The 12857-nt window shown below is 67.7% G+C and carries 10 protein-coding genes and 5 pseudogenes; 5 read left to right on the forward strand and 10 right to left on the reverse strand.

Annotated features, from left to right (window positions below; all coding sequences use genetic code 11):
• Window positions 1-149 precede the first annotated feature (149 nt).
• Entirely contained in the window at window positions 150-842 is a 693-nt protein-coding gene (locus ACWD3E_RS42595) for a hypothetical protein (protein WP_451392838.1), read from the forward strand.
• A gap of 133 nt (window positions 843-975) precedes the next feature.
• Here ACWD3E_RS42595 and ACWD3E_RS42600 read toward each other — a convergent pair whose 3' ends face one another.
• The gene (locus ACWD3E_RS42600; protein ID WP_451392839.1) at window positions 976-1326 is read right to left on the reverse strand and encodes a transposase; all 351 of its coding nucleotides are present in this window, start codon (window positions 1324-1326) and stop codon (window positions 976-978) included.
• A gap of 19 nt (window positions 1327-1345) precedes the next feature.
• Window positions 1346-1555, reverse strand: a pseudogene (gvpO, locus tag ACWD3E_RS42605) (gas vesicle protein GvpO); the annotation flags it as partial.
• Window positions 1556-1905: 350 nt separating this feature from the next.
• Here gvpO and ACWD3E_RS42610 point away from each other — a divergent pair.
• The gene (locus ACWD3E_RS42610) at window positions 1906-2142 is read left to right on the forward strand and encodes a CsbD family protein (protein ID WP_451392840.1); all 237 of its coding nucleotides are present in this window, start codon (window positions 1906-1908) and stop codon (window positions 2140-2142) included.
• A gap of 106 nt (window positions 2143-2248) precedes the next feature.
• Here ACWD3E_RS42610 and ACWD3E_RS42615 read toward each other — a convergent pair whose 3' ends face one another.
• Window positions 2249-4714, reverse strand: a complete 2466-nt coding sequence (locus tag ACWD3E_RS42615) for a SpoIIE family protein phosphatase (protein WP_451392841.1) — start codon at window positions 4712-4714, stop codon at window positions 2249-2251.
• Between the two features lie 472 nt (window positions 4715-5186).
• Window positions 5187-5581 (reverse strand): annotated as a pseudogene (locus ACWD3E_RS42620) (cbb3-type cytochrome c oxidase subunit I); the annotation flags it as partial.
• Between the two features lie 186 nt (window positions 5582-5767).
• Between ACWD3E_RS42620 and ACWD3E_RS42625 the strand changes: the two are divergent.
• The 3 genes and pseudogenes from ACWD3E_RS42625 to ACWD3E_RS42635 form a co-directional block, all read left to right on the forward strand.
• On the forward strand, window positions 5768-6091 hold the full coding sequence (locus ACWD3E_RS42625) for a plasmid stabilization protein (RefSeq protein ID WP_451392842.1): 324 nt from the start codon (window positions 5768-5770) through the stop codon (window positions 6089-6091).
• Between the two features lie 61 nt (window positions 6092-6152).
• The gene (locus tag ACWD3E_RS42630) at window positions 6153-6308 is read left to right on the forward strand and encodes a DUF6131 family protein (protein ID WP_451392843.1); all 156 of its coding nucleotides are present in this window, start codon (window positions 6153-6155) and stop codon (window positions 6306-6308) included.
• A gap of 71 nt (window positions 6309-6379) precedes the next feature.
• A pseudogene (locus ACWD3E_RS42635) lies at window positions 6380-6987 on the forward strand (transposase); the annotation flags it as partial.
• A 72-nt stretch (window positions 6988-7059) separates the two neighbouring features.
• On the opposite strand, the gene ACWD3E_RS42640 reads toward ACWD3E_RS42635, so the two are convergent.
• The 6 genes and pseudogenes from ACWD3E_RS42640 to ACWD3E_RS42665 all read right to left on the reverse strand — a co-directional run.
• Entirely contained in the window at window positions 7060-7437 is a 378-nt protein-coding gene (locus ACWD3E_RS42640; protein WP_266992928.1) for a nuclear transport factor 2 family protein, read from the reverse strand.
• 181 nt (window positions 7438-7618) lie between these two features.
• Window positions 7619-8356 (reverse strand): alpha/beta fold hydrolase, encoded by a 738-nt coding sequence (locus ACWD3E_RS42645; RefSeq protein ID WP_451392844.1) that lies wholly within the window; start codon window positions 8354-8356, stop codon window positions 7619-7621.
• Window positions 8357-8494: 138 nt separating this feature from the next.
• Window positions 8495-9376 (reverse strand): annotated as a pseudogene (locus tag ACWD3E_RS42650) (IS5 family transposase).
• Between the two features lie 79 nt (window positions 9377-9455).
• The gene (locus tag ACWD3E_RS42655; RefSeq protein WP_451392845.1) at window positions 9456-10799 is read right to left on the reverse strand and encodes a hypothetical protein; all 1344 of its coding nucleotides are present in this window, start codon (window positions 10797-10799) and stop codon (window positions 9456-9458) included.
• A 1317-nt stretch (window positions 10800-12116) separates the two neighbouring features.
• Window positions 12117-12293, reverse strand: a complete 177-nt coding sequence (locus tag ACWD3E_RS42660; protein WP_451392846.1) for a hypothetical protein — start codon at window positions 12291-12293, stop codon at window positions 12117-12119.
• Window positions 12294-12339: 46 nt separating this feature from the next.
• Window positions 12340-12705: pseudogene (locus ACWD3E_RS42665) on the reverse strand (ISAzo13 family transposase); the annotation flags it as partial.
• Window positions 12706-12857: the final 152 nt, after the last annotated feature.

Here is a 12857-nt window from a genome sequence, read left to right on the forward strand (position 1 = left end):
CAACGGAAAGCGCAAGCCCGAAACCCTCTTGGACAGGCACCAGGGCCTGACCCGTCGGACAGGCCCTAGTAATCAAGCCAGTTGAGACGATCTCTAAATCCATCAGCAGCAAGTCGGTCGGGTTCGGTCGGCTGGCCCTGATAGCCGCCGTGATCGCCGGGTTCCTGAGCATCGCGTCTCCGGCGCAAGCCCAGGTCTACTCCACCTGCGACCAGTGGGGTCAGTACACCCGGGGCACCTGGACGATCTACAACAACATCTGGGGCCAAAACCATGGCCCACAGTGCCTGACCGTCAACAGCATCAAGTCCTGGTACGTCGACGCCAACCACTCCGGCGGCGGGATCAAGTCCTACCCGAACACGGCGGTCCGACCCCAGATGCCGTTGTCGCAGTTGAACTCGGCGGGCTTCTGGTACAACACGTCGTCGGCTCCCGTCTCCGGTAGTGACTACTGGGACTGGACGAGCGACTTCTGGTCGACCGGCAACCAGGACGAGATCATGGTCTTCACCAGCTGGTCCGGGACGGCAGGCGGCTGGGGAAGGCAGATCGCTTCCAACGTGACCATCGGCGGCGTCCTGTACGCGTCGGTCTGGCAGGCCAATCCCGGCTGGAACGTCCTGCAGCTCATCCTCGCCCAGCAGACCAACACCGGCACCATCGACGCCTCGGCGGTCTGGCGATGGGCCGCGTCGCAGAACCTCCTGCGCAACACCACCTTCGACACGATGCAGTACGGCATCGAGATCACCTCGACCAGCGGCGTGCAGAAGCGGTACTCGCTGAACTCCTACAGCGCCTGGTGGAACAATACCTCCGGCGGCGGATCAAACATCTAGCCGCAATACGCGCGACACGACGGTGCACTCCGTCCACGCATAGAGACGAACGCCGGAGCGATTCTCAAACGCATACCTTTCCGCCGGGCCTCGAACGACAAATTCCGGCGGCAAGGTTTGCGGACCTTCGAATTTAGGCGGGGTGGAGGTGGCCTCGGGCCCGGCGGGTGGTGACGCAGCGTGTGCGTAGGCGTCGGTTGGTGGGGTTGCGGAAGCCGTGGGCGGCTCGCGCGGCGAGCTTGATCACGCGGTTGATGCCTTCGCTCTTGGCGTTGCTGTGGCCGGTGGCGATGAACGCTTGGATCTCGGGCCACCAGCGGTCGATGGTGCGCGCGAGGGTGCGGACTTCGGGGATGTCGCAGTCGGCGCACCAGGTGAGGAACTTCCAGCGCAGGTGGCCGGTTCGGTGCAGGTCGGTGGTGCGGGCACGTGCGAGCAGGTAACGCGGCTTCTCCTTGGCGATCCACGCGGTCAGCAGCGTCATGCCGATGTCTCGTGTCGGGGACGCGCTCCAGCTCCACGACCTCGACCTCGGCCTCCCAACCGTCATCGGTCGGTTTCAGCGCGGAAACGGACTCTGGAGCCCGCCCCAGCAGCTCGGCCAGCTGCTGGGCCGCACCCCGCATGGCCTCGGTCGCCGACGCCCGCTCCGGGGCCGCCGTCGCCTTCCGCGAGGGGGGACGTGCCTCTTCCCGCTCACGGTCGCTCGTGATCGTTCACCTTCTTCCTCTGTTTCCGTCATCAGCCTCAGGCACAGCACCTGACACTGACCGATCCCGTGGCGAGTACCCGTGTCCGCTGGGTACACAGAAATCCCGGCAGAAAAGAATTTCTAGGCCCCTCGCCGACGGCTGCGGCCCGCAGACATGCGGAATTCCGGACCGGCCGGATCGGGGCTGCAGTGCAGTTCGCCGACTGCCCGACGGTGAGTAGTCGACAGAGCAGGATGTGTGGCTGATGTCGTCGTGTGAGAAGTCGGCGTCAGTCTGGGTTTGAGGCGTACCGACTGAGGTAATCGGATGGCCTGGGAAAGCCGGAATCCTCTGACAAGGGGCTGATCCAGATGTCTGACCAGGGAAAGAAGATCCGGGGCAAGGCTCAGGAAATGAAGGGCAAGGTCGAGGAAGCAGCCGGACGTGCCACCGGTGACGAGGAACTGCGCGGCAAGGGCGTGGGAGACCGCATCGCGGGAAAGGCCCGGCAGAGGGCCGGTGAGGCGGGCCAGACGGTGCGCGGGACGGCCGAGGAAATCAAGGGGAAGGGGGAGCAGATGAAGGGACGGGCCCGCAAGAACATGTGACGGGCGTCGCGCGGATCGAGAGCAAGGCACGCCATGGGTGGCCGAGTCCGGTGTTGTCGCTCACGTCGGCGGTGAAAGCGTCGCACCACCCGCCGGATCGCCGACCTCACTGATCGGCACAGGAACGCGGATCCGCGCGTCGCGGCAGGTGGATGTCCAGAACACAGATGTCGTCGCGGCGGTGCGGCCGCGTCGCGGCCAGGGCCGTGGCGAGGGTGTCGCCACGGCCCTCGCGCAAGAGCCGGAGCGTGGTCTCGGCAAACCGTTCCAGGCCGTCCTCAATCTTCTCGCCCGGTTCCTCCACGAGGCCGTCCGTGTAGAGCAGGAGATGGTCTTCGGGCAGCAGGTCGAGCACCGACTGCCCGTACGAGGGCTCACGAGCGGCTCCGAGGATGATGCCCTCGGGCTGCGGGAGGAACGTCGCCTCACCGCCGCGGATCAGCAAGGGCGGCAGATGGCCCGCCCTGACCCAGGTCAGACGGCGCTTCGGGGGGCTGTAGTAGGCCATGACCACGGTGGCGGTGGAGCTGTACTCGTTCTTGGCCGTGTGGAGTACGAGGGTGTTCAGACGCTGGAGGACGTCGGGCAGCGGTGATCCCGTGATGGCCATGCCCTTCGCGGTGAACCTCAGCTCGGCCATGGCGCCGACCGCGGCGAGGCTGTGGCCGGCGACGTCGCCGACGACGAACAGAGCGCTCCCGTCGGGAAGTTCGATGGCGCTGTACCAGTCGCCTCCGACGTTCACCCCTCTGTCGGCGGCGACGTAGGCGACGTTCACGCACACGTCGGCCAGTTCCAGCGACTGCTCGGGGATCGGCAGCAGGGTTTCCCGGAGCCGGTCGGCCAGCACGCGTTCGGCCTGAAGCATGCCTCGCTGCACGAGGACGGCGCGTTCGCTCTCCCCCAGGGCGATCTCGGCATCGCGCAGCGCCGTGAGGTCCTGGAGGAAGCCATGTACTTCGACGGCGGCGCCGTCCGCGTCCGCCTGCGCCTCCGCGACGATGCGCAGGTGCCGTACCCCGTTCGCAACGGTGATACGGAAAGGCTCGTCGATGGATATGCCGTCGTCGAGCAGCCTTCGTACGGCCTCGCCCAGGCCAGGCCGATCGTCCGGCACCACGTGTTCGGGCAGTGCGTCCAGGGTGATGGGGCCGAGGGCGGGGGCGCGGCCGAAAATGGTATAGACCTGATCCGACCAGGTGATGTGGCCCGTCATCAGATTCCAGCTCACCCAGCCGAGATTGCCCAGTCGCTGCATGTCGGCGAGGCGGCGGGCCTCCCTTTCGTTGGTGTCCTGGCAGGTCCAGGACACCACCAGGCGGTCCCCCAGCCGGGACGCCCGCACCGAATAGGTGGACTCGCGCGGGACACCGGCGAGAACCTCCCAGTATCTGAACGGTCCGCTTTCGTAGGCGGAGCCCGTCAGCAGGGCTGTCAGGTACCCGCTCCAGACGGGGGTGCCCGCCATGGTCGGATACGTCTTCAGGACCCTTCGGCCCACCAGTTCCTTACCCCGGCGTCCGGCCACGTCGACCGATTCAGGTGCCGCCGCGTCGATGCGGAAGTCCTCCACCACACCGGTCGGATCCCGCAGCGGGGTCAGCAGGACCGCGGGTCCGGTCAGGGCGTCGAAGATCCGCTGGACCTCGGCCGCGTGGACCTCGTCGACCGGGTTGACCAGGTCGACAGCGTGTGAACGCCGACCCCGGCTCGCGTTGAGGGGTTCGGCGCACAGCCTCACGGCCCGGCGCAGCAGGGTCCGCGTTCTCGTGTCGAACGGGGCGCGGCAGGTCCGGAAGAGCCCGACGACGGCCCTTGCCGGCCGCTTTCCCGGTACGGGGAGCCAGGCGCGGGTCGGCCACAGCTCGGCCGGGTCGACGATGAGCAGGTAGCGCGAGGCGTCCTGCTCCGGATTCTCCAGCCACAGCGCCTCTCCATCGGCGACCGCGGCCAGGGCCGCGACCCCGGCGAGCGGTGGGATGTGGCTCCACTGCTCGGCCATGACGTCGTCGATCCCGGAGTGCCCCACGAGCTCCAGGCTTCCGGTGGCCGCCCTGGTGTAGATCACGATGGCGGCCACGTGCTCGACGTCGCCGAGCGCCCTCAGGAGCAGTTCCGCCACGTCGTCGGGTGTGCGGGCGCCGGCGAGGGACTCGGCGATTTCGGCCAGCACGTTCGTTCGGCTGGTGCCGAGCGCCGTCCTACCGGCCAGGTGCCTACCGGCAGTGAACGGCGAGAGCTCGGTCTCCGGGGTTGTGCCGGTCGGCGGGTCGATTGCGGTCTGCGTCGGTGAATGGGCGGGGCCCGGGCCGATGCCGCCCAGGGTGATCCAGCACTCCTCCAACAGGGTGTGCCCGCCGTGCTCGGCACGTGTGCGCAGACGCTCGTACGCAGCGTCCGACGACACGCCTTCCAGGGCTATGACGACGCCTTTGGCGCGTTCCACGACTGCCGTCATTGCCGCCACGTCTGTCAGCTCCGCGACCTCGGCGCGCAGCCTGGTGACGACCTTGGCCAAGGCCAGTACCTCAGGTGTTGCACCGTCGCCCTGGAGCGCGGGATCGCTCTCCACCCTCTGAGCATGCCACGCAGTCGCGCGAATGCCTCGGCGGACGACGGACCGAGCTGAGCAGGGGGTTTCGCGGCGCAGGGGCAGCCGACGCACCCGCTGCTGGGCAAGGGATGACGAGAACGGGTCCGTACGGCGGCGGAAGGAGGCGTTCTGTGAAGCGTGAGGGGTGTGGCTCGGCCGTCGGGCACGGCACGGACACACTTTGACGGCGCCCCGACGGAGGGTGGCCGCGGAGCGGGTCGCCGACGCGGTGGTCGAGCGGCCTCCGGTGTACGACGGCGGCGGCGCGCTGTTGCGCAAGGCGTTCCCCGACCACTGGTCCTTCCTCCTCGGGGAGCTGGCTCTCTACAGCATGATCGTCCTCGTCCTGACCGGTGTGTGGCTGACGCTGTTCTTCCAGCCGGACATGCACGAGGTGATCTACGGCGGCGGGTACGTGCCGTTTGCAGGGCCTGCCCATGTCCACGGCCTTCATCAGGCCGCCGAACAGGTACATCCGGTACGACAGGGTGTTCAGCCGAGGGAAGGCCACGTCCGGGGCACCGAACTGCAGCGGCATCACGGCATTCGTGAAGCCGGCGAACATCGGCGTCGCGAACAGCAACATCATGATCGTGCCGTGGATGGTGAAGAGCTGGTTGTAGCCGCTCTCACTCACGAACTGCAGTCCAGGCCGGGCGAGTTCCGCGCGCATCATGAGGGCCGGCAGGCCGTCCAGGAGGAGAAGCAGAACGCCGTCACCATGTACAGTCGGCCGATCACCTTGTGATCGGTCGTCGCGGCCCAGTTCAGCAGCGTCCGACCCAGCGGCGATGCCGCCCCATGCGGTGCGCGAGCCTCGCGGCTGTGTTCCGTGGCTTCGGCCATCGTCCTCCTTCATGGCGACGCTACCGTCGGCTACCGGGCAGCCGACGCCACCACGCCTCGCTGTCCGCTGTTTGGAGGGAAGCCGTATGCGCCGCGCCGGCCTGGGTAGTCGGACACCGTGAAGGAAGAATGCGAAAGGACGAGGAAAGGAAAAGCAGCAAGAACGATCCACGGAAAGGAGTCGTCATGCCCCGCGGATCGAGCCCGAAGCGAGAGCGTCAGTACGAGCACATCAAGGAAAGCGCTGAAGCACGCGGCGAAAGCACCAAGCGTGCGAAGGAGATCGCATCGCGAACGGTGAACAAGGAACGCGCTCGCTCCGGGGAGTCGAAGACTGCCAGTAAGTCGTCCGTACAGGACAAGTCGTCGTCCAAGCGCGGCGGCCAGCGGTCCCACTCGGGGTCAGAGGGCTCGACGTACGACCAGCTCTATGCCGAGGCGCAGCGCCGCAACATCCACGGCCGCTCCTCGATGAACAAGCAAGAGCTCAAGAAGTCCCTGGGCCGGTGACGCGTTCACCCGCCCATCTCCCACAAGCGTTCCCCGCGTGCGGGCCTCTCTGGAGGTCAAAATGATCATCCTCGGGATCATCCTACTGATCGTCGGACTGCTCACCAGATTGGGCATCCTGTGGACGATCGGGATCGTTCTTGTGGCCATCGGCCTCATCCTGTGGATTCTGGGCCTGCTCGGTCACGCTATCGGTGGCCGCCGCCACTACTGGTGACGCCACTCTCGCTCGGCAGCTCCTGCCGCTGCAGAGAAGCCGTGGTGGCTGGAGGAAGGACGGCGAAGGGACAGGTTCTGGGTCGCTTCCCGGACCGGGTCTTCGCCTTCGACGAGTTCGGGCCGTTGGGGATCCGGCCCACCGCGGGCTCCTGCTGGGCGAAGCAGGGCAAGCCAAAGCGGCTGCCGGCGACCTACCGCCGCACCCACGGCGTCACCTACTTCCACGGCTGCTGCTCCGTGGGCGACGACCGCCTGTGGGGCGTCAACCGCCGCCGCAAGGGCACCGCCAACACCCTGGCCGCGCTGAAGTCGATCGGCGCCGCCCGACCCGACGGCGCCCCGATCTACATCATCCTGGACAACCTCTCCGCCCACACCGGCGCCAGCATCCGCCGCTGGGCGAAGAAGAACAAGGTCGAGCTGTGCTTCACCCCGACCTACGCATCCTGGGCCAACCCGATCGAGGCCCACTTCGGCCCGCTGCGGCAGTTCACCCTGGCCAACTCCCACCACCGCAGCCACCCCACGGAAACCCAGGCACTGCACCGCTACCTGCGCCGGCGCAACGCCAACGCCCGCCACCCGACGTACTTGCCGCCCAACGCAAGGAACGCGCCCGCATCCGCAGCGAGAAGGGCATCCGCTGGGGCGGACGCCCCCTCAACGCCGCAGCCTGACCGACCGCGAACCGCAGCCCCGGAGTGCCGAAAGGGACAAGTTCACGAGAAGGACAGCGACAGAAGGACGACTCAGGAGGCGGACGGCTCGATCTCCCCCGCAAAGACGATGACCTGGTCGATGAGGCTCCGCCGCAGATGGACGACGTCCGTTCCCGCCAGGCGGGGGCCTCCATCCGGCGTGGTGAAGACCCACTGGTACCGGGCCCACTCGTCAGGCATGTCCACCGCTGAGCAGCGCACCATCGTGCCGGTCCCCGCCGGGTGGCGCCGGATGTCCAGCACGAACCGCTCGACCGCCGCGATTCCTTCGCTGCGACCCAACGGCCCCCAGAAGACCACGTCTGAGGTCAGGGCCTGGGAGAGCAGGGCAGTCACATAGTTGTCGTCCGAGGCGTTAAACGCGGAGATGAATGTGTCGATCGCGGAGCGTGCCGTCTCTTCCTGCATGCCCCAGTAATACCAGCCGTTGCGCGTGCGCTCGTCCCGCGAGCCGCCTTCCGATCACGGTGGACCATCCCGGTCACAGCACTAGGCAGTGTCCGGTGGGTCGTGCGGACGGCCTGGTGGTCCTTGCGTCGCGCGGCTGCTCGGAAGGCTCAAGGCGAGCTCCTGGCGAGCGTAGCCCTGGTCAGCGAGCGATCTCGTCCAGCAGCGATGCCAGTTCGATCGGCCGGGAGAACATCGGCCAGTGCCCGGTTGGCAGGTGGCACAGGTCCATTGCGGCCATCGGTTCGAAGACTGGGTTGCCGGTGTCGGCCAGCATGCGCACCTGTTCGGGAGTAAACGTTGAGGCGATCACCGAGCAGTGCGCGTCCGGCGGCACTGTAGGCCGGTTCAGAGGGCGAGTGGCGGTCGCGAATGGCTGAGGTGTGGCCAACTTGACTATGCGCGCGAGTTGTTCGTTGGTGATTCCTGCCAAGTTGTCCGGGTCCGCTGCCGGGTCGAACGGCGGTACTGGCAGCTGCCAGCCGTCCCCTTGTTCCGCGACCTGCTTGCGCCACTCCTCCTGCGTCTGGGGCATATTGAAGTCGATCACAGCCATGCCGCCGGGCAATGGACCGGCGTCCACATATACGATCCGTGCGATCCGCTCCGGGATCCGGTCTGCGGCACCCGTAACCGGCAGGTTTGCTCCGCTGTGCCCGACCAGCACTACATCCCTCAGATCGTTGTCGTCGATGAGACGGATGATGTCATCTACGTGTGTGTAGACGTCCACATCAGGGGTGGCCTCGGCTGCCCGGTCGCCCAGGCCGGTCAGCGTGAGTGGGTAGACGTCATGTCCCGCTGCCCTCAGCTCCGGTGTCACTTCTTCCCATGCCCACGCTCCGAGCCAGAACCCGGGAACCAGAACGATCTCTGCCATGGCCACTCTCATTTCGCGCTTGCCCTGCGGTGTTGGACGCCAGGCTAGGCACGATGGCGGACACCGGCTGTCCTAAATCCGGGTGGCGACGGCGTCTTTCTGAGCAGTTCGAAACGCAGCCACCGGAGACTTCGGGAGTCACGGACGGAGCCAGAGGCGTACGGCAGCAACGGTCACGGTGCCGTGAAAGACGTATGCCCTCTCGTCGAAGCGTGTTGCCACGGCCCGGTTGATCTTCAACCGGTTGATCAGCCGCTCGACTTCGTTTCTGCGGGCGTAGCGCGCTGGGTCATAGCCGGCGGGCCTGCCGCCGTGGCTGCCACGGCGTTGGCGGTGGGCTTGCTGGTCACGGCGTTCGGGGATGGTGTGCTTGATCTGTCGACGCCGCAGGTACCGGCGGTTGCGGCGTGATGAGTAGGCTTTGTCGCCGCTGAGGTGCTCGGGCCGGGTGCGGGGATGGCCGCGCGCCGGCCTGGGCACGCGAATGCGTTCCAGGACCGGGATCATCTGCGGGCAATCGCCCCACTGCCCTGGCGTGACCAGCAGGGCCAACGGCCGCAGCCCGCCCTCACCGGCCAGATGGATTTTCGTCGTCAGCCCGCCTCGCGAAGGGCCGAGGGCTTCGTCTGGACGGTGCTGGGCTGTCCGGATGCGCTTGCCGGCCTTTCGTGGCGCCTGCTTGCGTGCGCCGGCCGCGTGCTGGTGAGCGCGGCACACGGTGGAGTCCACACTCACCATGGACCGGTCGATGCGGCCTCCCGCGTCGGCGTCGGCCTGGATGCTCCGGAAGATCCTCTCCCATGTGCCGTCCGCTGACCAGCGGCGATGTCGGTCGTAACAGGTCTGCCAGCTGCCGAACCTCATTGGAAGGTCCCGTCAAGGGATGCCGGTCCGTATGCGGAACAAGATCCCATTGATGACCTGCCGGTGGTCCTTCCACCGTCCGCCTCGACCGGCGTGCTTCGGCAAGTGCGGCTCCAGCCCATCCCATTCAGCATCGGTCAGATCACCCCGCCCCACATGGCACTGAACGATCGGCAACCCATCTCGTTACCGACCTATCAGACAGGCCCTAGGCCGGCACCGCCCAGGCAGGCGGTCAGGCGGGTGTCGCGGTCGTCGTGGCCGGGGGCCGGGCCTCGCCAGGGGCTGGTTCGGCCGCCAGGAACTCCAGTACCGCCAGCAGGAACAGCAGGCACAAGGTGAGGCCGACGACCACCCAGCCGGTCGGATAGGACCACAGGAGGTAGACCACCAGCGCGACGACCACCAGCGCCCAGGTGATCCAGGTGCGGTGGCGGCGCACGAAGGGGCCGACCGGCCCCGTGTGCAGCCCGGCGTGGTCCGCGGTGCCTCGTACGGCCCCGATGCCGGTGGTCCACAGCCGCCGGAGCAGTCCGGCGCGTCGGCCGGGGCCGGTGAGCCAGGCCGCGAGGGCGATGACGACACCGAGGGCGACGACCATTCGCGCCATGGTGTGCAGGAAGTGGGTCAGCGTGTCGTAGACCGCGCCCGCCGCGTTTTGGGACACGTCCGCCGGCAGGGCGTCCAGATAGATCACCCGGAACACGCGCAGCCCGATGCCGAGCACACCTGCGGCGACGGCGGCGCCCAGGCATCCCGCGACGAGTGCCCGTCGCCGCCGTACGGAGAGCAGCACGCCTGCGGCGATCAGGGCCACGCTCAGCACCGGCAGCCAGTTGCCCGCGATCTGCAACAGCCGCACATACGTCTTGGCCTTGCCGATCTCGTCGGACCTGACCAGGGTGATGTCGGTGTGGATGTCCGGGATGCGCCCGGCGGCCTTCATACCGGCGTCGACCAGGTGCTGCTTGACGTGAGTGATGACGGGCGCGAGGTCGAGGGTGACGGTGTCGTTCTTCAGCTGCACCGCTCCGCCACCCTTGCCTGTCAGGGCCTTGTCGACGGCGCTGTGCGCCCGGCGGTTGGTGTCGGTCCAGAGCGTCCGGAACGCGTCGGACGCCACGACGGCGCGCGCCTTGTCGTGGACGAAGCTGTGCACGGCCCCTTCGAGGGAGTTGCCCAGCCGCCCCAGTGCCTTCTCCAGCAGCGGCCGGTCTGCGGGGGCGATGTCGGAGAGCAGGGTGGGCAGGTCGAGGTGCGTCATGAGCGCGTCGGTCGCCCGGTTGGCGACCGCGTCCTGGACGGCGGGGTTCGCGGCGAGGGGCGCCATCGTGGCCACGTAGCGGTCGGTGTCCGCGACCTCGGTGGCCGCCCAGGATGCGACGACCGCGAGCGGGGCGAGAAGGCACCCGAGCGTGATCATGACGGCGGCGAGCAAGGACCTGCCGTGATGCCGAGGAGGCCGGGCCCGCTCGCTCTCAAGGGCAGCGACCCGTGCGCGCAGCTCCTGGAGTTCGCTGCGTTCGGGTCCCACGGACCCTGCGGCGCCGTCATCCGGGCGTGCCTCGCCGTCCGCCATCGGTGTCTCCCGCTCGGTCCGTCCGTTCCTGTCTGTCAGCGCACATTGACCGGAGGACGGACGCGAGCGGGGCTGAGCCGTTCAGGTCAACGGCACGAGCGGCTGGGCCATGAGGTCGACTTGCCCGAGAGCGCGGTAGACCCGAGAGCACCTTCCGCTACAGGGGCAGGAGCTGATCCGGATGCTGGACGCGGCGATCGCCACATGGTCGCGAGGTGCGAAGAAGCCCAAGGCGTTCCCGGGAAGTCACGCGTGACTGATCCGGTCCAACCTGAGCGGCGAGCAGGAGGCGAATCCACGCGAGGTCTCCGTGTGGTGACCGCCGAGCCGCGCACCGCGCCGGTTTCGGCGCACGCGTGCCGGAGCCTGGCCGTGGGGGGCCATCGGACAGATGCTGGCGTCGGTTGGTCGGCATCGCCGCCTGGACCTTCTGGCCGAAGCCAGCCTCGGGGGCGCTGTTCCTGTTGCTCGCCGGCCGTCAGTGGCGTACCAGGTCCGGGGCGTGGCGACGGCGCTGGCCGACGCCGCCGTCTTGGTGGTCGGGTGGGCCAGCCGGGCGATCAAGCAGGGTTGCGGGCGGAAGGCTGCGGCCGTAGTGGTCGTTGCAGTCCGGCGCTCTGTCGCGCTGAAGCCCGGCCGTTTCGGACTGGTGTCGCCAGAGCACCGCACTCTGCGCGGGCAGGCTGGAACCGTGGTCGTTCCCACATTTCTGCTCTCCGTAACCCTCGATTTCGAATGCCGCGAGTTCTCGGAAATTGCTACGCGATCGTCCACAGCAGCATCCCGTAAGGGCCCCTCTCTCGGCCGGCGAATTCTCACGGCCCAGGGCCACGTAGAGGGGGTTGACGGACTTGTCGCTCAGGAATACGACAGCTGCGGAACAAGTGCTCTGCGTCAGTATGCGGTCAGAGCAATAGGGAGACGTGGCAGCGCTCATATCCGTTACGTCAACCGGCCGGTACGCCTCGTTGAAGGCCGGGCCGGAGCGGAGGAGCCCCGGCCCGGCTGCTTCAGGAGTTGCCGGCACCTATGGCCAGGCGTGGAGTGTGAGGGGACCCGACTGGCTGAGGTAGGCACGGAGACCCGCGCACGGGTACTCGATGATGTTCTCGGGAAGGTCATGGTCGGCGAACCAGTGGAGCGCGAGGCACTTGCTGGGAGGTCTCGCTCCATTCGGTCACCCTGATTTCGGGGCGGGGGCATAGCTGGCCGGTTATCCCGGCCTGCGTGATCGGGTCCTGCGCGCGCAGCGCCACGGCGATTCGTTGCATGATTACACCAATTGTCTTCGGTGTCTTGCCGATCTATGGCCCGGTCTCACCCCTGATCCGCTTCCTCGGCGGGGTGGGGAAGCGCCACGCTCGCGCGAATCACCTCGTCACTGAGCCAGAGGGCCTGGAGCAGCTGGACGGAACGTGGTGCGGGTAGGTCACCGCTCCCCAGCGCGCACGCGCGGACGAGGTCGCGGGCCACCTGGACCTCGTTGGCGGACACCAGGTTGGTGAAACGGGAGTCATCCAGGCACTCGCGGGCGGCGTAACGCGAGGGTGCGGGTCGACCTCACGGTCCACCGCAGCGGCGACATCGGATCACCCCGCTCGTCCGGCTCGACCAGCGTCAGCAGCGCGGGCCGCAGCCCCGGATCGAGGTCCGCGACCCGCTTGGGGCCTCCTCCCGGCCGCCGCACCCGGCCCAGCGGCTCCTCTCCGGCCTCCAGCTCGGACACGCCCTTGCGGACCGTTGTCTCACTCACCGCAGCCGCCCGCGCGACGGCCCGGATACCACCATGCCCCAGCACCCGGGCCTCGGCACCCATGAGCAGCCGCCGCTGCCGCTCGTCCAGATGCGGGAACAACACCGCGAACTTCACAGCGAGTTGGCCGCGGGTCTCGTCCTCGATGCGCATACCACGTCAACGAGCCCCGGAGCGGGAAGCAACACGTTGATTCTCTGCAAGCCCTTAGTAGGACTCCGTTAGGTCTTCCTGCCGGACCTGTTCAGGAGCATGGTGAGTGTGTGGACGCACATGAAGTGAACCGAGTCCGGGCGAAGTTGGCG

The organism is Streptomyces sp. NPDC002676 (genome assembly GCF_053592455.1).

What these genes read in the sequence shown, in the direction of transcription:
- ACWD3E_RS42655 (WP_451392845.1), bottom strand. Translation starts at nt 10,799, where the DNA reads ATGGCGGACGGCGAGGCACGCCCGGATGACGGCGCCGCAGGGTCCGTG.
- ACWD3E_RS42645 (WP_451392844.1), bottom strand. Translation starts at nt 8,356, where the DNA reads ATGGCAGAGATCGTTCTGGTTCCCGGGTTCTGGCTCGGAGCGTGGGCA.
- ACWD3E_RS42600 (WP_451392839.1), bottom strand. Translation starts at nt 1,326, where the DNA reads ATGACGCTGCTGACCGCGTGGATCGCCAAGGAGAAGCCGCGTTACCTG.
- ACWD3E_RS42630 (WP_451392843.1), top strand. Translation starts at nt 6,153, where the DNA reads ATGATCATCCTCGGGATCATCCTACTGATCGTCGGACTGCTCACCAGA.
- ACWD3E_RS42610 (WP_451392840.1), top strand. Translation starts at nt 1,906, where the DNA reads ATGTCTGACCAGGGAAAGAAGATCCGGGGCAAGGCTCAGGAAATGAAG.
- ACWD3E_RS42640 (WP_266992928.1), bottom strand. Translation starts at nt 7,437, where the DNA reads ATGCAGGAAGAGACGGCACGCTCCGCGATCGACACATTCATCTCCGCG.
- ACWD3E_RS42625 (WP_451392842.1), top strand. Translation starts at nt 5,768, where the DNA reads ATGCCCCGCGGATCGAGCCCGAAGCGAGAGCGTCAGTACGAGCACATC.